21 protein-coding genes, 1 tRNA gene, 2 pseudogenes and 1 other annotated feature are annotated in these 23605 nt (G+C 52.7%); of the genes and pseudogenes, 8 read left to right on the forward strand and 16 right to left on the reverse strand.

Features of this window, described 5'->3' with window-relative positions; translation table 11 throughout:
- The first annotated feature begins 66 nt into the window (after positions 1 to 66).
- Complete coding sequence (locus DW806_RS10155; protein WP_118729873.1) at positions 67 to 1011, forward strand: L-lactate dehydrogenase; 945 nt, start codon at positions 67 to 69, stop codon at positions 1009 to 1011.
- Between the two features lie 50 nt (positions 1012 to 1061).
- Here the strand turns inward: DW806_RS10155 and DW806_RS10160 are convergent, their stop codons facing one another.
- From DW806_RS10160 to thiD, 7 genes are all read right to left on the reverse strand, one after another.
- Complete coding sequence (locus DW806_RS10160) at positions 1062 to 2078, reverse strand: ABC transporter substrate-binding protein (protein ID WP_118645489.1); 1017 nt, start codon at positions 2076 to 2078, stop codon at positions 1062 to 1064.
- A 63-nt stretch (positions 2079 to 2141) separates the two neighbouring features.
- Positions 2142 to 2891 (reverse strand): ABC transporter permease, encoded by a 750-nt coding sequence (locus tag DW806_RS10165; RefSeq protein ID WP_118729874.1) that lies wholly within the window; start codon positions 2889 to 2891, stop codon positions 2142 to 2144.
- Positions 2888 to 3643 carry an ABC transporter ATP-binding protein gene (locus DW806_RS10170; protein ID WP_118729875.1) on the reverse strand — a complete coding sequence of 252 codons (756 nt, stop codon included), beginning with the start codon at positions 3641 to 3643 and terminating at the stop codon, positions 2888 to 2890. The genes DW806_RS10165 and DW806_RS10170 overlap by 4 nt, the downstream gene beginning before the upstream one ends.
- 3 nt (positions 3644 to 3646) lie before the next feature.
- Complete coding sequence (gene tenA / locus DW806_RS10175; RefSeq protein ID WP_118729876.1) at positions 3647 to 4315, reverse strand: thiaminase II; 669 nt, start codon at positions 4313 to 4315, stop codon at positions 3647 to 3649.
- 77 nt (positions 4316 to 4392) lie between these two features.
- On the reverse strand, positions 4393 to 5220 hold the full coding sequence (gene thiM / locus DW806_RS10180) for a hydroxyethylthiazole kinase (protein WP_243022708.1): 828 nt from the start codon (positions 5218 to 5220) through the stop codon (positions 4393 to 4395).
- The gene (thiW, locus tag DW806_RS15440) at positions 5217 to 5726 is read right to left on the reverse strand and encodes an energy coupling factor transporter S component ThiW (RefSeq protein ID WP_116704920.1); all 510 of its coding nucleotides are present in this window, start codon (positions 5724 to 5726) and stop codon (positions 5217 to 5219) included. The genes thiM and thiW overlap by 4 nt, the downstream gene beginning before the upstream one ends.
- A gap of 6 nt (positions 5727 to 5732) precedes the next feature.
- Positions 5733 to 6524: a bifunctional hydroxymethylpyrimidine kinase/phosphomethylpyrimidine kinase gene (gene thiD / locus DW806_RS15445; RefSeq protein WP_119214618.1), complete on the reverse strand. Its 792-nt coding sequence runs from the start codon at positions 6522 to 6524 to the stop codon at positions 5733 to 5735.
- Between the two features lie 761 nt (positions 6525 to 7285).
- On the opposite strand from thiD, the gene DW806_RS10190 reads away from it, so the two are divergent.
- Positions 7286 to 9022: a carbon starvation CstA family protein gene (locus DW806_RS10190; RefSeq protein WP_110436811.1), complete on the forward strand. Its 1737-nt coding sequence runs from the start codon at positions 7286 to 7288 to the stop codon at positions 9020 to 9022.
- Positions 9023 to 9186: 164 nt separating this feature from the next.
- On the opposite strand, the gene leuB is transcribed toward DW806_RS10190, so the two are convergent.
- Genes leuB through DW806_RS10210 form a run of 4 tightly spaced genes read right to left on the reverse strand, consistent with a single transcriptional unit; the run spans position 9187 to position 13572 of the window.
- Positions 9187 to 10263: a 3-isopropylmalate dehydrogenase gene (gene leuB, locus DW806_RS10195; protein WP_118564182.1), complete on the reverse strand. Its 1077-nt coding sequence runs from the start codon at positions 10261 to 10263 to the stop codon at positions 9187 to 9189.
- Between the two features lie 4 nt (positions 10264 to 10267).
- Positions 10268 to 10759 carry a 3-isopropylmalate dehydratase small subunit gene (gene leuD / locus DW806_RS10200; RefSeq protein ID WP_110436813.1) on the reverse strand — a complete coding sequence of 164 codons (492 nt, stop codon included), beginning with the start codon at positions 10757 to 10759 and terminating at the stop codon, positions 10268 to 10270.
- 17 nt (positions 10760 to 10776) lie between these two features.
- On the reverse strand, positions 10777 to 12039 hold the full coding sequence (leuC, locus tag DW806_RS10205; RefSeq protein ID WP_199677298.1) for a 3-isopropylmalate dehydratase large subunit: 1263 nt from the start codon (positions 12037 to 12039) through the stop codon (positions 10777 to 10779).
- 21 nt (positions 12040 to 12060) lie between these two features.
- A complete protein-coding gene (locus DW806_RS10210; RefSeq protein WP_118729877.1) occupies positions 12061 to 13572 on the reverse strand; it encodes a 2-isopropylmalate synthase in 1512 nt (503 codons plus the stop codon).
- A 76-nt stretch (positions 13573 to 13648) separates the two neighbouring features.
- Positions 13649 to 13892: a binding site (T-box leader), on the reverse strand.
- 520 nt (positions 13893 to 14412) lie between these two features.
- Between DW806_RS10210 and metG the strand changes: the two genes are divergently transcribed.
- From metG to DW806_RS10230, 4 genes are all read left to right on the forward strand, one after another.
- Positions 14413 to 16347, forward strand: a complete 1935-nt coding sequence (gene metG, locus DW806_RS10215; RefSeq protein ID WP_116704918.1) for a methionine--tRNA ligase — start codon at positions 14413 to 14415, stop codon at positions 16345 to 16347.
- A gap of 201 nt (positions 16348 to 16548) precedes the next feature.
- Positions 16549 to 16962, forward strand: a complete 414-nt coding sequence (locus DW806_RS10220; RefSeq protein WP_117488099.1) for an EamA family transporter — start codon at positions 16549 to 16551, stop codon at positions 16960 to 16962.
- Positions 16963 to 17295: 333 nt separating this feature from the next.
- Positions 17296 to 18060 carry an HAD hydrolase family protein gene (locus DW806_RS10225; protein ID WP_118729878.1) on the forward strand — a complete coding sequence of 255 codons (765 nt, stop codon included), beginning with the start codon at positions 17296 to 17298 and terminating at the stop codon, positions 18058 to 18060.
- A 12-nt stretch (positions 18061 to 18072) separates the two neighbouring features.
- A complete protein-coding gene (locus DW806_RS10230; protein ID WP_118729879.1) occupies positions 18073 to 18846 on the forward strand; it encodes a TatD family hydrolase in 774 nt (257 codons plus the stop codon).
- A 266-nt stretch (positions 18847 to 19112) separates the two neighbouring features.
- Here DW806_RS10230 and DW806_RS10235 read toward each other — a convergent pair whose 3' ends face one another.
- From DW806_RS10235 to DW806_RS10260, 5 genes are all read right to left on the reverse strand, one after another.
- Positions 19113 to 19997, reverse strand: a complete 885-nt coding sequence (locus DW806_RS10235; protein WP_118729880.1) for a HEPN domain-containing protein — start codon at positions 19995 to 19997, stop codon at positions 19113 to 19115.
- A gap of 120 nt (positions 19998 to 20117) precedes the next feature.
- On the reverse strand, positions 20118 to 21239 hold the full coding sequence (locus tag DW806_RS10240; protein WP_118729881.1) for a hypothetical protein: 1122 nt from the start codon (positions 21237 to 21239) through the stop codon (positions 20118 to 20120).
- 98 nt (positions 21240 to 21337) lie between these two features.
- Positions 21338 to 21946 (reverse strand): KilA-N domain-containing protein, encoded by a 609-nt coding sequence (locus DW806_RS10245; protein WP_243022709.1) that lies wholly within the window; start codon positions 21944 to 21946, stop codon positions 21338 to 21340.
- Positions 21947 to 22162: 216 nt separating this feature from the next.
- The gene (locus tag DW806_RS10255; RefSeq protein ID WP_118729883.1) at positions 22163 to 22354 is read right to left on the reverse strand and encodes a recombinase family protein; all 192 of its coding nucleotides are present in this window, start codon (positions 22352 to 22354) and stop codon (positions 22163 to 22165) included.
- 193 nt (positions 22355 to 22547) lie between these two features.
- Positions 22548 to 22623: transfer RNA gene (locus DW806_RS10260), tRNA-Ala, on the reverse strand.
- Positions 22624 to 22955: 332 nt separating this feature from the next.
- Here DW806_RS10260 and DW806_RS16095 point away from each other — a divergent pair.
- Both DW806_RS16095 and DW806_RS16100 read left to right on the forward strand, forming a co-directional pair.
- Positions 22956 to 23174, forward strand: a pseudogene (locus DW806_RS16095) (transposase); the annotation flags it as partial.
- 342 nt (positions 23175 to 23516) lie between these two features.
- Positions 23517 to 23605: pseudogene (locus DW806_RS16100) on the forward strand (IS3 family transposase); the annotation flags it as partial.

A 23605-nucleotide genomic window follows, 5' to 3' on the forward strand; every position in this document is an offset into this window, starting at 1 on the left:
AGCACAAAGTCATGTGTTTTCCAACAACAAAACGGATATACTACTCGCAGAAGGAGTGTATCCAATATGACGAATATTCAAAAATGCGGCGTGATCGGTGTAGGCTTTGTCGGCGCGACCTGCGCGTACACATTGGCGGTTTCCGGACTATTCTCCGATCTGGTACTCGTGGATATGAACCGCGCCAAGGCTATCGGTGAGGCATCGGACATCAATCATGGTGTGGCGTTCAGCAAGCCGTGCCGCGTCATGGCAGGAGACTATGCTGACCTCGCCGAATGCGGTCTTATCATCATTGCGGCAGGCGCAAACCAGAAACCGGGCGAAAGCCGTTTGGAGCTGCTCGGACGCAATAAAGGCATCCTGTCCTCCATCATTGCACAGCTTACGGCAGTCAATCGTGAGGCGATCCTGTTGGTTGTGTCCAATCCGGTCGATGTGCTGACCTGTCTGGCGCAGCAGTTGAGCGGCTTCCCTGCCGGACGTGTGCTCGGTTCCGGTACCGTGCTGGATACTGCGCGGCTCAAGTACCTGCTCGGACAGCGGCTTGGCGTGGACAGCCGCAACGTGCATGCGTTTATCATCGGCGAGCACGGCGACAGCGAGCTGGCGGTATGGTCGAGCGCTAACATCTCTGGTGCTGATCTGGACGATTACTGCCGCATTGCAGGCATCACCGAGCCTGCAGACGAACTTTCCCGCATTTACGAACATGTGCGCGATGCGGCTTACCAGATTATCGACAGCAAAGGCGCAACCTATTACGGTATCGGCATGGCGGTGCGGCGTATCGCGGAGGCCATTGTGCGCAATGAGCATTCCGTGCTGCCGGTCACCTCTATGATTCACGGACACTACGGCGTGGACGGTATTTGTCTGGGTGTACCGACTATCGTCGGACGAAACGGCGCGGAAGCCGTGCTGGATATTCCGCTCTCCGAGGAAGAACTGGCACAGCTGCAGCGTTCCGCGGACACAATGCGCGAGATGATCGACAAGCTGGACGGATAACACAAAAGGGACAGAGCCAATGCTCTGTCCCCTGTTCTATATGCGTATTTTTAGAAGTCAAGGTTTACCATAACGTCGGAAACATCCGGCTTCTCTGCGATCAGGCCCTGATCATACATCCAGTCAATGTTCTCCTGCCAGCACTGCTCGGTCTGAGAGAGGAACTTGGCATCCTCGGTCTCCATGAGCGGCAGCAGCGTCTCACAGGACTTCTTCTCTACATCCGGGTCGAGTGCAAAGTTTGCCTCGTCCTGATTGTCGAGCAGAACCTGCAGAACATCGTCGGTATTGCTCTTGAAGTCCTCAAAGCCCTTGCTGCAAGCGCGCAGGAAGCCCTTCAGCGTATCGGAATTGTTCGCAATCATATCATCGCTTGCGAGGAAAATACCTTCGTAATACTTCGGCACACCGTAATCATCCGGGAAGAAGTAATTGACCTCGAAGCCTTCCTTCTCCATCTGCGGTACCTCGTGGTTGACCAGACAGCCGATGGTTGCATCAACATTGCCGGTGGTCATCGAGCTCATCAGGTCGAAGCCAACGTCAACCATGTTCACGCTGTTCGGATCGGCACCGTTGGACTGCATGATGCTGCGGACCAGTGCCTCGGAAAGCTCGGTGCCCGCGTAGCCGACTGTTTTGCCCTCGAGATCCTGCGGCTTGGTGATGTTCTTGTCCTTGAGCGACAGGATGATGTTCAGCGGACCCTGAACCACTGCACCGATGGACTTGATCGGCACATCCTGCTCAGCACGAGCCTGAATGACATCCTGCTGATAATACAGACCAATGTCTGCCTTGCCGGCGGCAACCATGCTCATTGCATCGTTTACGCCTGCCGGGGACTGGATATCCACATCCAGACCTTCCTCGGCGAAGTAGCCTTTCTCCTGCGCTTCGTACAGGAATGCGTGCAGAGCATTCGGATACCAGTCGAGCACAACGGTCAGGTGCTGCAGATCATCGCTGCCGCTGTTTGCCGCATCAGACTGTGCGGCGTTCTGTGCGCCGCAGCCGGTCAGCAGCATGGTGCCTGCTGCCAGAAGTGCAAGAATACGCTTTTTCATATATGTTTTTCTCCTTATGTTAGAACAAAAATTTCGTTTTTTCTTAAAATTGTGTTATCAAGTTTATAAGCTGCTGCGCCAGGTGATAATTTTCTTTTCCAACCAGCTTACAATGCCTACTGCGATCATCGCAACCACGCTCAGCAGTACGATCGGTGCAAACACGCCAGCGCCGTCCAGCTGCGTCATCATGCGGCGGCTGAAATAGCCGAGACCGGCCTGTGCGCCCAGCCACTCGCCGATCGCAGCGCCGATGATCGACATCGGGATCGCCATTTTGAGCGCCGAGAAAAAGTACGGCAGCGCTGCCGGAATCTTCAGCTTGAGGAAAATTTCCTTCTTGCCTGCGCCGAAGGTCTTGAGCATATCGACCATATCGGTCTTCGCCGAGCGGAAGCCGTCAAACACAGTCATCGCGATCGGGAAGAACGTGATGAGCACGGTGACGAGCACCTTGCTCCAGATCGTGTAGCCGAACCAGAGCACAAACAGCGGCGCAAGTGCGGTTGTCGGAATGGTCTGTGAAGCGACGATGAGCGGGTACAGCATTTTCTCCGCCGACGGACTCGCGTCCATTACGATGGCGAGCAGCAGACCGAGCGCGATCGAGATCGCAAGGCCGACTCCGGTACACAGCATGGTAGCCGGCAGATGTGCGGTGAACAGCGGTTTGCGCAGCTCCCACAGGCGCACAAGCACCTGTGTCGGCGACGGCAGAATGTAGGCCGCATCCATGCCCATGGCTATGCACTGCCAGACGATGAGCAGCGCGAACATAAAGATCAGTGCGGGCAGATTTGCATTCTTTTTCATGCCTGCACCTCTTTTCTGAGCAGCGAAATCAGATTTTCTCTCAGCTCGAGCATCTTCGGGTCGGTCAGGCACGCACGCGTGCGCGGATACGGCGCAGGCACTTCAAACGAGTGCAGCTTGCGGATCGGCGTATCCTCCACGACCAGAACACGGCCGGACAGGAAAATAGCCTCCTCTACATCGTGAGTGATGAACAGGACGGTCTTGCTGTCCTGCTCCCACTGGTCGAGCAGCCACTCCTGCATAGTGATGCGCGTGAGAAAGTCGAGCGCGGAAAACGGCTCATCGAGCAGCAGCAGTTCCGAGCCGGTCAGCAGCGTACGCGCGAATGCCGCACGCTGACGCATACCGCCGGAAAGCTCCTCCGGGCGCTTGTCGCCCCAGCCAGCCAGACCAACGTGCTCAAGCGTTTCCGCCACACGCTTGTCCATCTCCGCGCGGGAAAAGCCGCCGCGAATCTCCATCGGCAGACGCAGGTTTTCGTTCACCGTGCGCCACGGAAACAGCAGGTCGCGCTGCGGCATGTAACCGCAGTAGCCGCGCCGTCCGTCGATGCTCTTGCCGTCCACCAGAATTTCACCGCTCCTGCGCGGCAGAAGCTGGTTGGTCAGGCGGAAAATCGTGGATTTGCCGCAGCCGGACGGCCCGATGACCGACACGAATTCTCCCTTCTCGAGATGGAAGGATAGACCGTCTATGATATTAAAATCCTCACTGTCGTACTGAAAAACGACGTTGCGAAACTCCAGCATGGCTTACATCGCCTCGTTCCAGGCCATGTCCCAGAACATGCCCTCGTAGCGCGAGCATGCGACGAAAATATCGGTCAGACGCGCAAGCTGCGGCTCGGTATAGTCCTCACTCAGGCGCTCCATATAAGCGACCAGCTTGCGGTTTTCTGCCGCATAGTCCTCGGATGCGTAGCCCTGTACCCACTCACCGTAGAACTCATGCTGATCGGCGTTCGGGTAGTTGGCGACGATCCACTTGGCGATGTATTCATAGCTGAGTGCACACGAAAGCACAGCCGCCATAATCTCCGCCGGACCTTCCTCGGCTGCAACAGCGCGCATGTAGGATGTGTAAGACTCGTTATTCAGCGACGGCTTGACGCGCTCTGCGTCCTCCTCGGTGATGCCGAGACGGCTCATGTAGCTGCGGTGAATATTCATCTCGCCGCCGAGGATGCTTGCCACATAACCAGCAAATACGCGCATGATCTCGGGATCGCGTGACTTGACAACGCCCTGCGCGAACACCTTTGCGTAATCAAACAGGTAAACATAATCCTGCAGAAGATAAAAACGAAATTTTTGAATGTCGAGGCTGCCGTCGGCAATACCGTGGACAAACGGATGGTTCAGATAGCCTTCCCAGATGTCCTGCGTTGCGGCAAGCAGTCTTTCGGTGGTTTTGTTGTTCAAGGTGGTACCCCCAATGAAAGTATGTTGATGATTTTCCTAAGACTGACGGCAAAATTCTGCCGACAGCATTTTTCTGCTTACAGAATCTGCAAACAGAGGTTCGGCGTCAGCTCGTCCGCGTTCAGCAGACTTACTGCGTCGATCAGGCGCGTACGAAAGGAAGCGGTGCCCTCCATCTCTTTACGCACACGCGCCTCGGCTGTTTCTCCGCAATGCTTCATCACCTCCGATGCCGTGACTGCGGCTTCTAACAATATATCTGGATTCGCACCGCAGTACACGCCGGTCAGTGAAGTGAGCATACAGCCTGCGCCGGTGATCCGCCGCAAATACGCACTGCCGCCGCGTACCACTGCGGTACGGGTTCCATCGGTAATTACATCCATCGCGCCGGTGAGCATGACGACAGCTCCGGTCCGGCGGCTGAACGACCGCAGCCACGCTGCGGATTCCTGTAAATTGTCCTCGGTCACGCTGTCGAGCGCACTGGCTTCCACGCCGGTCTCCTGCTCGGCTCCTGCGGCGAGCGCCCGCACCTCGGATGCATTGCCGCGGATGACCGACACAAGATTTTCGCTCAACAGGCGGGAACACATTTCACGCCGGAGCGTGCTGGCACCGGCGGCTACCGGATCGAGTACGACCGGATTGCCGTTGCGCTTTGCAATCTTGGCTGCACGCAGCATGGCCTCCTGTGCGCGGACAGCGCCCATGTTGATTACAAGTGCCTGCGCGTGCGAGGTAATCTCCTCGACCTCACGCTCATCCTGCGCCATAATGGCCGTGCCGCCTGCCGCAAGGATGATATTCGCGCAGTCGTTGATGGTAACATTATTGGTGATGGAATGCACCATCGGTGTGCGGTTCTGCGTGTTTTCGAGAACGGCTTTAATAGTGTCGATCAATGCTTAGCACCTTCCAGTGCGCTGAGAACATGCGTGCGCTTGAGGGCGCTCAGCACCAGAACCGAAATCGCCGCACCTACCGCAGTGGACACGAGAAAGGACGGCACAAAGGTGAACAGAGCTGCCTTGGTATTGCCCATCACGAATGCGGCAATCGGGTAGGAAGCCAGACCGCCGAGAATGCCGGTGCCGAATACCTCACCAACGTAAGCGACCGGCAGCTTCGGGCAGGCCTTGTAGGCCAGACCGCACAGCAGCGCACCGATCATCGAGCCAGGGAACGCCAGCAGACTTCCCAAGCCGAGCACATTGCGAATCAGTGCTGCTGCAAAGCCCATGCCGAGCGCGTACCACGGGCCCAGCAGAACGGCGCCGAGCACATTTACCATATGCTGCACCGGCGAGCACTTCGCGCCGAGCACCGGTATGGAAAACAGGCTGCCAACGACCGCAACTGCGACGAGAACGCCTGCAATGGTCAGTTTACGGATAGAATTCTTTTTCATTGTCTTTCACTCCTCCGAAAAAATACGGCAAAAATGGCCCAGCGGACCGCAGCCATGCCCCAGACCGGGTGCATGACGGATGGCATCGGTGACATACTCCTTAGCCAGCTTCACCGCCTCGGGCACGCTGTGGCCAAGCGCCAGATTGGATGCGATCGCAGAGGACAGCGTGCAGCCCGTGCCGTGCGTGCTGGTGGTGTTGATCTGCTCAATCTCAATGCGGTGACAGGTCTCGCCGTCAAACAGTACATCCACCGCACCTGCGATGTTCTTGCCGCCCTTGACGAGCACGTTCCTGCAGCCCTTGGCATAGATGCGGCGTGCCGCCTCCTCCATGTCCTCTGGCGTGCGGATCTCCATATCTGCCAGATACTGCGCCTCCGGTACGTTCGGAGTCAGCACCTCAGCAAACGGCAGCACGGTCTCAATAAGTGTGCCGACAGACGCCGGATCCATCAGCGGATCACCGTTTTTGGCGAACATCACCGGATCAATCACGATGTGCGCCGGCTTGTACTGTGCCAGCTTGCCAGCTACCGCCTTCATGCACTCCGGCGAGGACAGCATGCCGATTTTAACCGCATCCGGCACGATGTCTTCAAACACCGCGTCAATCTGCTCCTCGATCATCCGGGGACTGATGTCCTGAATGTCGATCACGCGTGCGGTGTTTTCCGCTACGACTGATACGATAACGCTCATGCCGAACACGCCGTGTGCCGCCATGGTTTTCAGATCGGCCTGTACACCTGCACCGCCGGAGCAGTCCGAACCGGCAATGGTAAGCACTGTTTTCATTCCTGTTCCCTCCAATTTTATCATCGCTGCCGGGAAAATAAAAAACGCCTCGTTTTCACCCTGCGGCAAAACCGAAGCACTCAATCCCAGCAATGCGACAGCTTCCCTACAATGGCATTAACCAACAGGTTCAAAAGGTTGGGTTTCTCGCCCTCTCAGCCGCTCATCACAGCACCCTTGCTTGTCTTTTACATAATATCAGTATAAGCCGTGTAAAATACATTTGTCAAGTATAGAATCTTGCTGTATATGATACGCCGTTAAAAAATAAACAAATTTTTATTTATCAATACTGCCGGATTTGCAGGTGTTGCCAAAATTGCATTTTTCGTCTCCTGTCCGGTTGACAAACGGCAAAAAGAGGTCTATTATACGAATCGTTCAGTAGCCAAATGCTTTGAACAGGACATGACGTATCCGTATCACCGCTCACAGAAAGCCGTCGGTCGTGCAAGACGGCAGCAAGGCACGGGTTCGCTATCCCCTGCGAGCAGCTCCGATCAAAGGCAATGCCGAGTAGTCGAGGCCGGATATCCACCGTTAACAGGAAAAGCCCTCCGGAAGAATGCGGTACCGGGCGGCAATGAGAGGTCGGCAGCGTACTGTCGGCAAGCAAAGTGGTAACGCGGAAGTAAATACAGCAATGTATATGCCTTCGTCTTTGCAGGATCATCTTCGTGATCCTCCTGCATGGACGAAGGCTTTTTTGCATACCTTTGGCTGCGGAATCGCAAATCATTTCAAGAAAGAGACGAAAAAACATGAACACACTTGTAATTGTGCTGATCGCGGCTGTTGTTCTGTTCGGCGCGTACGTTTTCTACGGACGCTGGCTGGCGAACAAATGGGGTATCGACCCGAAAGCCAAGACGCCTGCCGTTGAATTTAATGACGGCAAGGACTTTGTGCCGACCAACGGCTGGACGGTATTCAGTCACCAGTTCTCCTCCATCGCGGGCGCAGGCCCTGTAACCGGCGCAATTCAGGCTGCGGCGTTCGGCTGGCTGCCGGTACTGCTGTGGGTGCTGATCGGCGGCGTATTCTTCGGCGCGGTAGCCGACTTCGGCGCGCTGTACGCTTCGGTTAAGAATAAGGGCAAGTCGATGGGTATGCTGATTGAGAAGTACATCGGCAAAACCGGCCGCAAGCTGTTCCTGATTTTCTCGTGGATTTTCTGCTGCATCGTTGTTGCGGCATTCGCAGATATGGTTGCGGGCACATTCAACGCCTACACTGTCACTGACGCAGGCGTTACCGAGCTGGCTGCTGCCGCAACCACCAACGGTGCGGCAGGCATGATCTCCATCATGTTTATGGTATTCGCGGTTGTGCTCGGCCTTATCCAGAAAAAGTTTAACCTGACCGGCTGGAAGGAAGCCGTTGTCGGCATTGTGTGCATCGTTGCCTCCTTTGCAATCGGCATGAACTGCCCGCTTATCTTCGGCAAGGCAGCATGGAGCTATATCACCTTCGTTTATATCTTCTTTGCCGCTGTCCTTCCGATGTGGCTGCTCAAGCAGCCGCGCGACTACATGACCACCTTCATGTTCATCTGCATGATCGCAGGCGCAGTCGTCGGTCTGGTTGTTGCACATCCGACTATGAACCTGCCGGTATTCACCGGTTTTACCAATGAGAAGCTCGGCACGATGTTCCCGATCCTGTTTGTAACCGTTGCATGCGGTGCGGTTTCCGGTTTCCACAGTCTGGTTTCCTCGGGTACGTCCTCCAAGACCATCGAGAACGAAAAGGACATGCCCAAGGTTGGCTATGGCGCAATGGTGCTGGAAAGTCTGCTGGCTGTTCTGGCACTGTGCGTTGCCGGTGCTGCTGCAGCAGCTGACGGTACGCCGGCAGCGGGCACGCCGTTCCAGGTATTCAGCAGCGGTGTCGCAGGCTTCTTCGAGATGTTCGGCGTTCCGGTTTATGTTGCTACTGCATTTATGACCATGTGTGTTTCCGCACTGGCGCTGACCAGTCTGGACGCAGTTGCGCGTATCGGCCGCATGAGCTTTCAGGAGCTGTTCTCCGTCGATGACATGGAGCATGCCGAGGGCTGGCGCAAGCTGTTCTGCAACGTATATTTTTCCACGGTTATCACGCTGGCATTTGGTTTCCTGCTCACCAAGATCGGCTATGCCAATATCTGGCCGCTGTTCGGTTCGGCCAACCAGCTGCTGAGCGCTCTGGTGCTCATCACGCTCTGCGTATTCCTCAAGGTTACCGGCCGCAGCAACAAGATGATCTTCCCGCCGCTGATCATCATGCTGTGTGTTACCTTCACCGCGCTGGTGCAGCGTTTCCTCGCTATGGTAAAGGCGATCTCTGCTGCCGCCTCAACGGCTATCCCGGCCGGTGAGACCACCTGGGGAGCGGTATTCATCGCAAACGGTCTGCAGCTTATCCTTGCGGTACTGCTGATTGTGCTCGGTCTGACGATCGTTATCCACTCGTTCAAGAGCTATGCCAAGAGCGAGAGAAACAGCGAGAACGCGTAAAGCCGATTCTCCATATAACAAAAACGGCTTCGAAAAACCGAAGCCGCAAGACTATCGAAAAACCCGGTTGCAGCCTAATCGCAACCGGGTTTCTTGATAGGAAAAATTCACGGAGTAATTACGGATTACTCATTCCTGATTATTCTTAAGGCAACACCGCACAATTAAAGCTGTTCGCGGATCAGTGCACCCATCTCGGAGGTGGACAGTACCTTCTCACCCTTTGCGGCGATGTCCGCGGTGCGGTGACCTGCGTTGAGGACATTCTCAACAGCGGTTTCGATGGCGTCTGCCTCGTCCTTGAGGCCGAACGAGTAGCGCAGCATCATCGCGCACGACAGGATGGTCGCGATCGGGTTCGCAATGCCCTTGCCCGCGATGTCCGGCGCGGAGCCGTGGATAGGCTCATACATACCCTTGCCGCTCTCATTCATCGAGGCGGACGGCAGCATACCGATAGAGCCGGTGATCATGGAAGCCTCATCGGACAGAATATCGCCGAACAGGTTGCCGGTTACGATAACATCGAACTGACCCGGATTGCGGACGAGCTGCATCGCGCAGTTGTCAACATACATATCGGTGTACTCGACCTCCGGGTACTCGTCCTTGATGCGGTGCATGGTTTCGCGCCATACGCGGCTGGTTTCGAGCACGTTTGCCTTGTCTATCGAGCAGACCTTTTTATTGCGCTTCATCGCCATCTCAAAAGCACGGCGGCCGATGCGCTCTACCTCATAAACCGAGTAGTTCATGTCGTCCGCGCCGGTCTCGCCCCAGCCCTTGTCGCTCTCGCGGCGGTAGTGCTTGCCGAAGTAAACGTCGCCGGTCAGCTCACGGCAAACGAGAATGTCGAAGCCGTCACCGATGATCTCAGGCTTGATCGGGCACGCATCCGCAAGTGCCTTGTGCATCTGCGCCGGACGCAGGTTGACGAACAGGCCCAGTGCGGCGCGCAGACCGAGCAGTGCCTTCTCCGGACGCTTGGCACTCGGCACATCGTCCCACTTCGGACCGCCTACCGCGCCGAGCAGCACGGAATCCGCATTCTTGCAGATCTCGATGGTCTCATCGGTCAGCGGGATGCCGTTCTTGTCGATCGAGCAGCCGCCTGCGAGGACTTCCTGAAAACCAAACTTGTGGCCGAACTTTTCGCCGACCTTATCGAGCACGAGCATAGCCTCGGATACGATCTCCGGGCCGATGCCATCGCCCTTGACAACAGCAATATTGTATTCCATGGGATTATGCCTCTCTCTCCTTGAGCGACTTGAGCAGGCCGCCTGCCTTGATGATGTTCTGGATAAACGGCGGGAATGCAGCTGCCTGCCAGCTCTCGCCCTTGGTAACGTCGGTGATCACGCCGGTGTCGAAGTCTACTTCTACCTCGTCGCCTGCATCAATGCCGTTCGCCGCTGCCTCGCACTCGAGGATGGGCAGACCGATGTTGATGGCGTTGCGGTAGAAGATACGCGCGAACGAGGACGCGATAACGCAGGAAACGCCGTTCTCACGGAGAACGAGCGGTGCGTGCTCACGGGAGGAGCCGCAGCCGAAGTTGCGGGTCGCAACAACGATGTCGCCCGGGTGCATATTCTTCACGAAATCCGCGTCGATGTCCTCCATTGCGTGGGTGGACAGCTCCTTCGGGTCTGCGATATTCAGATAACGTGCGGGGATGATAACATCGGTATCGACATTATCGCCGTACTTGAAAACCTTGCCTTTTGCGTTCATGGTATGTGTTTCCTCCCTTACTTCAGGTCGTCCGGTGCACAGATATAGCCTGCTACCGCACTTGCGGCAGCGACGGCCGGGCTTGCCAGATAAATTTCCGAGGTGATATGACCCATACGGCCTACAAAGTTGCGGTTGGTGGTGGAAACCGCCTTCTCACCGTGCGCCAGGATACCCATATGACCGCCGAGGCACGGGCCGCAGGTCGGTGTGGAAACGATAGCGCCAGCCTGAATGAAGATCTTGGTCAGACCCTCCTCGATGCACTGCAGGTAAACTTCCTGTGTTGCGGGGATGATGATGGTGCGCACATTCGGATTTACCTTGCGGCCCTTGAGAATTTCGGCTGCAACGCGCATATCGTCGATGCGGCCGTTGGTGCATGAACCGATGACCGACTGCTGAACCTCAATATGACCGAGGTCGTCAATGGTCTTGGTGTTCTCCGGCAGATGCGGGCACGCAATGGTCGGACGAAGTGCAGACAGGTCGATTTCGATGGTCTGCTCGTACTCGGCGTCAGCGTCGGCCTCGAATGCGGTAACCTCGCGGTTTACGCGGCTCTTGATGTAGTCCATCGTCTTGTCGTCTACCGGGAAGATGCCGTTCTTCGCACCGGCCTCGATCGCCATGTTGCAGATGGTGAAGCGGTCGTCCATGGACAGCGCGTGTGCGCCCTCGCCAACGAACTCCATCGACTTGTACAGAGCGCCGTCCACGCCGATCTTGCCGATGATGTGCAGGATGACGTCCTTGCCGGATACCCACGGGTTCAGCTTGCCGGTGAGCACAAACTTGATTGCGCTCGGCACCTTGAACCACGCCTTGCCGGTCGCCATGCCTGCGGCGAGATCGGTAGAACCGACGCCGGTCGAGAATGCGCCCAGTGCACCGTAGGTGCAGGTGTGGCTGTCCGCGCCGATGATAAGCTCACCGGGAGCGGTCAGACCTTTTTCCGGCAGCAGCGCGTGCTCGATACCCATTGCGCCAACGTCGAAGAAGTTGACGATGTTGTACTTCTTGGAGAACTCGCGGCATTCGAGGCACTGCTCTGCGGACTTAATATCCTTGTTCGGTGCAAAGTGGTCCATTACGAGCGCGATCTTGGTGTTGTCGAACACCTTATCGAAGCCCGCCTTCTCCATCTCTCGGATGGCAACCGGACCGGTGATATCGTTTGCCAGCGTGAGATCTACGTTTGCCTCGATCAGCTGACCTGCCGTTACGCTTTCCAGACCCGCATGCTTTGCGAGGATCTTCTGCGTCATTGTCATACCCATAACAGCGTTCCTCCTGCTGAATTAGTCGTTAAAATACTTGTTAATGCCGTTGATGTACGCCTTGATGGACGCTTCCATAACGTCAACCGATACGCCGCGGCCGGTAACAACCTCGTTGCTGCCGTCTACGCGGATCTTGACGATAGCCTCGCTCTGTGCATCCTCGCCGTCGGTCAGTGCGCGCAGCGAGTAATCTTCCAGTTCGATGCTCTTGCCGATGATCTTGTCGATCGCATGGAACGATGCGTTGATCGGGCCGTCGGAAGCGGCAGCGCGCTCGAACATCTCGTCGCCCTTCTTGACACGGATAACAGCGGTAGAGGTAATGGTGTTGCCAGAGTTGATGACAAAGCGGTCGAGCGTGTAGCGCTCCTCACCGGAAACCGGAACAGCACCGATCAGACCCTCGAGGTCGCGGTCCTTGATGACCTTCTTTTTGTCGGCCAGAACCTTGAACTTCTCGAATGCCTTTTCGAGCTTCTCATGGTCGAGCGTGTAACCCAGCTCATGCAGACGCTCCTCGAAGGCGTGACGGCCGGAGTGCTTGCCAAGCACAATCGCGTTCTTCGGGATACCGACGGATTCCGGAGTCATGATCTCGTAGGTTTCCTTGTTGGCCATTACGCCGTGCTGGTGGATGCCCGCCTCGTGTGCGAACGCATTTGCACCGATGATCGGCTTGGTCGGTGCAACAGCAACGCCGGTAATGGTCTGGATCATGCGGCTTGCGCGGTAGATCTGGGTGGTCTCGATGTTGCAGCCGATACCGAAGTGATCGGCACGGGTCTTGAGCGCCATAACGCACTCCTCCATGGAGGCGTTGCCGGCACGCTCGCCGATGCCATTGATGGTGCACTCGATCTGGTCAATACCGGCTTCAACGCCTGCCAGAGAGTTTGCAACTGCCATGCCGAGGTCGTTGTGCATGTGGCAGGACAGGATTACGTTCTCGATACCCTCGGTGTGCTCACGCAGGTACTTGATGCGGGATGCGTACTCCTGCGGGATCATGTAGCCGACGGTATCCGGAATGTTGATGGTAGTAGCACCGGCCTTGATGGCGGTTTCAACGACGCGGCACAGGAAGTCGAGGTCGGAGCGGGTTGCGTCCTCGGCGGAGAACTCGATGTCCGAACAGAACTTCTTGGCGAACGCAACGTTGTGCGCTACGGATTCCAGCACCTCATCCGGCGTCATCTTCAGCTTGTACTCCATGTGTACCGGGCTGGTTGCCAGGAAGGTGTGAATGCGGGCAGACTCTGCACGGCGGATGGAGTTCCATGCCGCCTCGATGTCCTGCTCACGGCAGCGTGCCAGCGAGCAGATGGTAGCGCCGCGCACGGTATCAGCGATTGCTGCGATGGCAGCAGCATCGCCGGGAGAAGCAGCCGCAAAGCCTGCTTCAATGATATCAACCTTGAGGGCTTCGAGCTGCTTTGCAACCTCGATCTTCTCATTCAGGTTCATGCTGCAGCCGGGAGACTGCTCACCGTCACGCAGCGTCGTATCAAAAATCTTAACTGTTCTTCCCATGGTATCTTGTCCTCTCCTATTCAGAATTTTACCGGGTTTACAGGGACAAAAAAAGCTCCGTCCCTTAATCCAATCATTAAGAGACGAAGCGAAAGCTCCGCGGTACCACTCTTGTTGCCGCAGTATGGTGCGACCCCTCTATGCACATCTGACAATGCGCTCCCCTGTAACGGTGGGTATCCGTTCCCTCCTACCGGTCCGAAGGACTTTCAGCGGACAGCTCCCGGGCGAGTTTCACTGCTTCCTGACGCTGCCTTACACCAACCGGCAGCTCTCTGCGGACAGGGGTGACAATTACTTTACCCGTTCATCACCTTTATCAATATGTTTTTATATTAGACCTCTGAGCCGCTGTTGTCAAGACTTTTTTTAAGGCAGCGCCGGGCATACTGCACCGCAAACAGATTTGACAAACCTTCTCCAATATAGTAAAATAACACTGTATACAGGAAAACGCTGTTTTCCTGAGCACATCTGTTAAAAGCTGTGAAGAGAAGAGTACGCAGTGAAGTACGTCAAAGCGAGTTCCGGGCGGTGAAAGCGGAACGCGGAGGGCACTGCCGAACATGGTCTTGGAGCTTCGCACTGAGCTTACTTTGTAATAGTATGCAAGGCTGCGGCGGCAAAGTCCTGCCGTTATCGAGGACGATGGGTAGCATCCTACCCGCTGAGGCGCCTTTCCGCGAGGAAGGCGTAAAGCAAGGTGGTAACACGGAAGGTTTGTCCTCCGTCCTTGCAGTGGCAAAATACAGGCCATTGCAGGAACGGAGGATTTTTTGTTCCCTGTTTCCTGCTGTCACGCATAAAACATATTTATATATGTAAGGAGAGAATACACGAATGGACAAGAAACCCTATTATATCTCAACGGCGATTGCCTATACCTCGGCGAAGCCGCACATCGGCAACACCTACGAGATCGTGCTGGCCGACGCTATCGCACGCTACAAGCGCATGACCGGTTACGACGTTTATTTCCAGACCGGCACGGACGAGCATGGTCAGAAGATTCAGGAGAAGGCCGAGGCAGCCGGCATCACGCCGCAGCAGCACGTTGACAAGATTGCCGGTGAGGTTAAGACCATCTGGGATCTGATGAACACCACCTATGACAAGTTCATCCGCACCACCGACCCGATGCACGAGAAAAAGGTGCAGAAGATCTTCAAAAAGCTGTATGATCAGGGCGATATTTACAAGGGCGCGTACAAGGGCAAATACTGCAAGCCGTGTGAGTCCTTCTGGACCGAGAGCCAGCTGAAGGACGGCTGCTGCCCGGACTGCGGCCGCCCGTGCGTAGACGCCGAGGAGGAAGCATACTTCTTCCGCATGAGCAAGTACGCCGACCGCCTGATGAAGCACATCGAGGAGCACCCCGAGTTCATCCAGCCGGAGAGCCGTAAGAACGAGATGGTAAACAACTTCCTCAAGCCGGGTCTGCAGGACCTGTGCGTTTCCCGCACCTCGTTCAGCTGGGGCATTCCGGTAGACTTTGACCCGGGCCATGTTGTTTATGTTTGGCTGGATGCACTTACCAACTATATCACCTTCTGCGGCTACGATCCGGACGGCAACCACGATGAGCACTACAAGAAGTTCTGGCCGGCTGATGTGCACCTGATCGGCAAGGATATCATCCGCTTCCACACCATCTACTGGCCGATCTTCCTGATGGCGCTCGGCGAGCCGCTGCCGAAGCAGGTATTCGGTCATCCGTGGCTGCTGGTCGGCGACGGCAAGATGTCCAAGTCGCTCGGCAACGTTATCTATGCGGACGATCTGGTTCGCCTGTTCGGTGTGGATGCCATCCGCTACTACGTTCTGCACGAGATGCCGTTCGCAAATGACGGTGTGCTCTCCTACGAGCTGATCTGCGAGCGCATTAACTCTGATCTGGCAAATGTGCTCGGCAATCTGGTCAACCGCACGATTGCCATGACCAAGAAGTATTTCGGCGGCATTGTTCCGGCGCCGACCGCACCGGAAGCACTTGATGACGAGCTGAAGGCAGTCGCACTCGGTCTGCCGGCGGCTGTTGAGAAGAAGATGGACACCCTGCACGTTGCAGATGCCATCGACGAGGTATTTGCACTGCTGCGTCGCTCCAACAAGTATATCGACGAGACCATGCCGTGGGCGCTCGCCAAGGACGAGAGCAAGCAGGCGCGTCTGGGCACGGTGCTGTACAACCTGCTCGAAGCGATCCGCTTTGCCGCTGTTGAGCTGAAGCCGTATCTGCCGGACACCGCCGACAAGATTTTCGCACAGCTGGGTGTTGAAAACAAGGGCGTTGAGAGCCTGACTTCGTTTGACGGCATGCAGCCGGGTCAGCCGGTCGGCGAAGCCTCCATCCTGTTCGAGCGCATCGACATTCCGAAGAAGCTCGCTGAGATCGAGGAGGAAAAGAAGGCTGCCGAGGCAGAGCAGAAGCCTGCAGTTGAGTTCCTGCCGGATATCCCGTTTGACGATTTCTGCAAGGTCGATATGACGGTCTGCAAGGTGCTCGCATGCGAGAACGTCAAGAAGAGCAATAAGCTGCTCAAGTTCCAGCTGGATGACGGCTCGGGCACGCCGCGTCAGATTCTGTCCGGTATTGCCAAGTATTACAAGCCGGAGGAGCTGGTCGGCAAGACGGTCGTTGCCGTTACCAACCTGCCGCCGCGCAAGATGATGGGTCAGGAGTCCAACGGCATGCTGCTCTCCGCCGAAAAGGACGAAAAGCTCAACCTGCTCATGCTGGACGACAGCATTCCGGCTGGCGCCAAGCTGTGCTAAAATAAACACACTTTACAACGGATTCCGCAGGGGGGTGCCCTCACCCCGCCGCACATAAACGGGAACACTCGGTTGCAACGGCGGGCTGAGGGCAGCCCGCCCTACGAATGGGTTAACAGATGTGTTATCCCATGTATAATTTCGCACACACTACAATCAACAATTTAGGAAGCGAAAATTATGACAAGAGGGCGAAATGCAATGTGGATCATTTATGCGTTGCTCTCTGCGGTATTTGCCGCACTGACAACGATTTTAGCCAAAATCGGCGTGGAAAACGTGGACAGCACGCTTGCTACTGCTATCCGAACCGCTGTGGTGCTCGTGATGGCATGGGGCATGGTCTTCCTGCTGGGAAAACAGGGCGGCGTAAGCGCAATCGGCGCCAAAAGCTGGGTATTTCTTACCCTGTCCGGACTGGCGACCGGTGGTTCGTGGCTGTTTTACTACAAGGCCCTGCAGATGGGCGAGGCCAGCCGTGTGGCTCCGATCGACAAGCTGAGCGTTGTTATCACGATGATTCTGGCGTTTGTTGTCCTGCACGAGACCGTGACGGTCAAGGGTGTGATCGGCGGCATTCTGATTGCGGCAGGCACGCTGTTTATGATTCTGTGATATATTTTAAGCAAAAGAGTTAAGGCAATACCGCATAATTGAACAAGAGTGATTTGCGAGTAAATTTTGCGTACTGACGAGGCACAGTTTTGCGGTAATACTTGATGTATTACCGTGAAACTTCGGCAGCGCGGACGGAACTCGCGCAAGGAACCGAAGCCAAAGTCAGGACACAAAATTTCCGCAAAGCACCGCGGCAGTGCGATCGGAGCCTGCACAAGGAGCCGCCGCTTTAATTGTGCGGTGTTGCCTTAAGAACAGAGTGGAGAGTGAAGAGTGGAGATTTATGTTCTCTGCACCCTCCACTCTTCACTCTGTTATTGAGGGTTTTACATGCACAAAAAATACTTCTTTTTTGATATTGACGGCACGCTTTCCACCGGTCTCACCACCATGATGCCGGAAAGCGCAGTAAAGGCACTGGCGCAGCTTCGTGCGAACGGCCACTTTACCGCCATTGCGACCGGACGGCTGCAGGCATCTGCAGCAGCCGTTGCCGCGCGCTACGGCTTCACGGACATTGTAGCGGACGGCGGCTGGAGCGTAACGCACAACGGCGAAATTGTCGAGATGGAGTCGCTGCCGGCGGCCGACTGCATTGCGCTGATCGAGCGGCTCGAGCAGGCCGGTATTCCGTGGGCGGTGTCGCCGGAGAATGAGAAACTATGCGTAACAACGGATAAAAATTATCTTCCGTATGCACCGGAGAACTACTTCCCTGTTCTGTGGGACCCGCATTTTGATTATCACAGGCTGGAGCATCTGTACAAGGTTTACTACGTCTGCACGCCTGATGAGGAGAATCATATTGACGCAGGCGGTCTGCCGCTTGTGCGGTACAATCCCCATGTGATTTTCGTTGAGCCGAAGGAAAAGCAGCGAGGTATTCGCTATTTTCAGCAGCTTTTATCCATTCCAGATGATGATATTGTGGTGTTTGGCGACGGCATGAACGACATCTGCATGTTCGGTCAGGGATGGTTATCGATTGCGATGGGCAATGCCCGCGCCGCGCTCAAGGAGAAGGCGGATTACATCACGACAGACGTAGATAAGGACGGACTTTGGAACGCCTGCAGGCATTTCGGCTGGATTTGAGGAAGGTTTACTATGCTTTTTGATACACATGCACACTATGACGATGAACGGTTCGACGAGGACCGCGATACGCTGCTGGCTTCCATGCCCGAGAACAATGTCGGCCTGATTCTCAATCCCGGCTGTGATGTGGAAAGCTCGCGCAAAGCGGTCAGCTACGCGAATAAATATCCATTTGTATATGCGGCGGTCGGTATTCACCCGGAAAACATCGAGGACGGCTGGGAGGCTGACCTGGAGACCATCCGCGCACTGGCACAGAATGAAAGCAAGATCCGCGCCATCGGTGAAATTGGTCTTGACTATTACTGGGAAAAAGACGAGCGTGCGCGTGCGCGGCAGCAGGTTGTATTTGCCCGCCAAATGGAGCTGGCGCGTGCACTGCACCTCCCTGTCATCGTGCATGACCGCGATGCGCACGCCGACAGCATGGAGATCACTCGTCGGTATCCGGATGTGATCGGCGTGTACCATTGCTATGCCGGTCACGTCGAAATGGCACGCGAACTGCTGAAACTCGGGTATTATCTGTCATTCACCGGTGTTATCACGTTCAAAAATGCTAAAAAAGCGAAGGAAGTCATTCGTGAAGTGCCGATTGAGCGATTGATGATCGAGACCGATTCGCCCTACATGGCACCCGAGCCGTTTCGCGGCCGCCGTAATTCCTCGCTGTATGTGCATCGCATGGCTGAGACTATCGCGGAAATCAAGGGCATGAGTGCCGCAGAGGTTGAACGGATTACAACCGAAAACGGCAGACAGCTGTTTGGTATTTCCGGGTAAGATAAAGCAAAACAGGGACAAGAGGTTTTATCTCTTGTCCCTGTTTTGTATGAACTATGTTGACGAAAAAGATGCACCAATCCAAAGCCCCATCTCATCAAGCCGCAAACCAGCGGAGCGTTTGCGGCTTGAAAAGGAGGAGCAGCGGAATGAGTGCGCTCTGACTTTTTTGATAAAAAAGTCGGAGCAAGCGATATAAAGCTTGCTCCGACGTGTAATAGCGAAACACTATAGATATCGGTCCAAACCTCAATTTGCAGAGAAAATCATTGGTCGCATCTATCTGCCCACCAGCAATTTATAGTTTCAATACGATTAGACAATCTCTCCTTGTATCGGTTTAGTGGAATATCGAGCAAATCTAATAAAATAATTCTATACATGAGTGAAAGCTTGTGTAGGTAAAGCACACTCTCATCACCATTCAAGAATTTTCTATTCTGCTTACTTTTAATGTGAGCAATTCGATTCCTACTATTTACTAATATTTGCACAAAACCTTCCAAGTCTTTTTGGTACTCACCCCGAAAAATTTCTTGCCCATAATGGCTTATTATATATTTAAGATCCAAACCTAATTGGGACTCCTCACGACTCTTCCTTTTTGGCAAAACAAATTCGCTCTTTTTGCTCTGAATAATCTCGCCCACACCAATAAAGGCTTCAATTAGGAAAGCACATTTCATGTCCACAGGCATTTCAACTCTGGAAAGGCAATATAAAGCCGTATTGTGAACAATATCTAATTCCTCTTGAATCAGACACCAATTTGAAAAAAGTGTTTCGGAAAGCACCTCATCAAAATTAATCAAACGGTTATTTTCTCCAATCATAAAATCAGCAGAAAAATAATTAGGAAGCAACTTTTTCTGAATGCTTGTGGTGATTTCGACTCCATCCCGAGTAACCGATGTGATTGGATAAAACTGCCCATCCATTAGCATTATTAGACGCTTCAAATCAAAGTATAAATGATGAAGGTCGTATATGGAGGCATCCTCTACAGTATGAACCGTAATGATACGTTCACCAAATTGCTCTATGGAAATCTCTGCTAAACTATGTTGTTGGCCTATATAGGCTGTAATCGTTTTCTCGAACGGTCCACCAAGTATACCATTGTTGGGACATTCTCGAACAATGAATTCCATCTGGTCACTACCTTTAGATAGTGCGGAGTTTTCTCTTGGCTAAAAAGAAGAAAAAAGTTCTGTTTTAAATATCATACAGCAAGCTTTATGTGAATTTCTATGTTACTCCAGACATATTAACTAATCGTTTATAAATTCCTCAAATCCGCGGTATAAAGTATAGTTATACTTTGCAATTTGCGGTTGCCCTCCAAAGAGTTTGGAGGCTCCTGGATAATACGAAAAAATAGACTTGATTTGTGCTAAGTAAGTATATGGATTATTAATGTTCCCTACTCTTTTCTCAAAAATCCCAGTCAAGATTCCGGCCCACAAGCCGGAAGACTCAATTGCGCCTTTATATAAATCATGGAAATTACTACAATACCCCAATACATCCGCAGCTACAGTAATTACAGTTGTCAATATACCACCAAACTTAGCAACCCTTAAAATATCCATACTTTTTCTATATTCATTCGCTGCAGAATCAATTTTTTTCTTTTCATCATTAATAATTGCCTCTATCACTTCAGGAGCATCTGCTTGAGCCAGCTCATTGCGAAGAGTTTTAATGGCATTCAAAAATTGATTGCGCTCATCTTTTCGCTTTTCACGAAAACGAAGAATATCTGTGGGAGGAACATGCAAAAGATCTTGTGGAAAAATATCTGGAATCATAATCGATACTAATGCTTCGGTGCTCGGTTCAATGTATTCTTTCCCCGGTCGATAATCATCCTGAAGAGCTCCTCCGTATAAAAAGTAGGTTGATGTTGTCCACAACTCTTGATTTCTGGTCCACAAAGATAGTGAATTCTTTTTTGCAATGTGATTTGCTAAAAAGGTCATATAGAAGTTCACAGTGTGGGGGCTTGCATACAGCCAGTTTTCATCCTCGTCAATATGTTTTAGCTTGAAGAAAATATCCTGCAAGAGTTTGACATCCATTTTTGAAGAATGAATTCGGATATATTCTGTTTCATCATCCTCAATCAGCGAAAGCGCAGCTGCTTTTCTATGATTCTCATCCATAAACTTCGAAAATTCTTCACTCGCTTCTTTTGAATACGGAACAGGAGATAGTGGGATTCCAATTTCGCCGGTAGAACACAACTCTCTAATATTTTGCGGTTCATTCAATTCATATCCAGGGGGCACAATTCTATATATTTTATCCGCAAAAAGAGCTGCATTCCAGAGCCATTGATAATCTTCGTGGCGAAACTCAATTGTCGGATAATAAAGAATAGAGTTACTCATAATTCAAGTTTCCTCTCTATAATTTTAAGGAATATTTTATTGATGAATTGAATGGCTTATGCGCATCATCCGTCAATTTCTATACATGATTCAAATTGTTACTTTAGGTGCGTCCTCCCCAAAGATAACTTAATCAATAGCATCTTAAACTCTGGTGCAATCCATGAAGCAAACTCGCAAGCAATCATCGGATGAGCAAATGTTCCTCTGGCTTTACCTTGCTTAGAAACAATGCCGATTGCCTTTGTTCGGTCGATCCACAGCTTTGGTATCAATGTAAAAGAAGCGGCTTTCTTCTTTTCTAAAAGCTCCTCATAACCGGCTTCGCTGTAATCAGGATTATTTTCCTGTTCCCACAGGTTGAGGAAGGCTAAGGTGTTTCCACTTCGCAACCAACTCTGAATCACATATCCTGGAGCATCCTCACTATGTGCTCGAGCAATCTCGGTAAGAGAAATATAACTCTCATCTTGCTTCTTGTCCTGTGATACCGAGTTCTTTCTCCGTGCAACACTTTCCAATACCTCACTCTTACTCTTGCCATAGCCAGCGAGAGCGGAGAGCGTATATTCAGCAATATCATTTTCCTTTGTGATTCGCAGTATAATTCGATCTCGTTCCTCGCAGGTGATATTATCCGCTCCCACAAGGTATTCCAACAAATTTCCAATGCCAGCTAAATCTATCATGCTGATTTTCCTTGCCACACGCCTCACCTCTTGAGGCTATTGTAGCATAACTTGTAGAAATATGAAAGATAAATCAAATCTGAATCACGGCAGGGGAAACATAGCGTGTGCCTTTCCTTGGTGTTCCTTCCTTATCGTAATCAACATTGCAGCGGGCAGACTTCTCAAACTGTGCATCCATGAACTTCTCCATGCCAATAACAGCTATGTATTTACCATTAGAAAGAAGATGATCTACCGCAGCTGAGTCCATTTTGCTTTTCCGATCGGAGAAGATATTTGTTTTGCATGAAGCATATCCACGACCTTTCCCAAACTTGCTCCTGCCATATAGAAATCAAAAATCAGACGCACAACATTTGCTTCACTCCTATTGATTTCAAGTGTCCCGCTACTGGTCAAAGTAAAACCATATGGTATTCTCATGTTTTGCCCCTCCTAAAAAATAAGAATTACTATGCTGCCGCCTCACCCGAGAGGCAAAACATAGGAATATAGAAGATATTGTTTTCTTTCGTACTGTCATTCTGCACAGTCAGCAAGGTTAATTGGTCTTCTTTGGTGTCAAAAATGACAAAACCCGTGTATAACTTAAGTTATACACGGGTTTTGTCTAATATGGTGGAGACGGTGGGGATCGAACCCATGACCTCTTGACTGCCAGTCAAACGCTCTCCCAGCTGAGCTACGCCCCCGATTCGGCTAATAAACTTTGCATAAAAATTATAACGCAACGGATTGGTTAATGTCAAGCACAGAGCATCTGGCAGTATCACTGAAATCACAAAGCAAAACTTGGTAGTGCTGCCGAAAATTTAGGTGAAACTGCCAAGTTTTATTCGCTGCTGTTAGGACTCGGGGGTGCGGACGAAAAGTTGGACAAAGCAGAGGCCGCAAGGAGGAAATAGGTATATTGTTCACATACGAAAAGAAAGTCCGCGCCCTGTAATTATATGAGCAAACCCATTCTGTAACTGAGACAATACGCATCCTGGGCTACCCAGAACGAGCAACGCTATATCGATGGATCTCCGAGAAAGGGCAACCAGAGAAAGTCAGATCGACCAAACGCGGGGAAAATACACCAGATCATCCGCGGCATCCATCGGTTGAGGTAAAACTACAGGTGCTTCACCGTTGCTTTGAACACGGGGAAGATGTAAAATCAGTTTCAGAGGAGATCGGTTACAGCAGAGCCAGCATCTATAACTGGCGCCGAAAGTATCTCCAGAGAGGACTGGTTGCACTCATGAATCCGTCAGATGATCCTCGCGAGGAACTCGTACCCGGAACATTCTCGGCTACAGAGGATATTGCTGAGCTTAAAGCGCAGGTGCAGGAAATGCAGATGCAGATTGATATTTTAAAGGAAACGATCAATGTATTAAAAAAAGCCCCCGGCATCGATCAGACAGCTCTCCGGAACCAAGAGAAAGCAGCGATTATCGATGCCCTGAAAAATAAGTATTCGCTGCCGGAACTTCTGTCCGCATTACACTGCCCGTGCAGCAGCTATTATTACAAGCAAAAGCGCGCAAAGAAGCAGGATAAATACTGCCATGTCAAAGAGAAAATCAAGGATATTTTTGAATCGAATCATCGCTATTATGGATATCGGCGAATTTATGCTACGCTGAAAAAAGAGGACTGACGGCTATCCGAAAAGGTAATTCGCCG

The organism is Butyricicoccus sp. AM32-19 (assembly GCF_003480365.1).
Lineage (GTDB): Bacteria > Bacillota > Clostridia > Oscillospirales > Butyricicoccaceae > Agathobaculum > Agathobaculum butyriciproducens.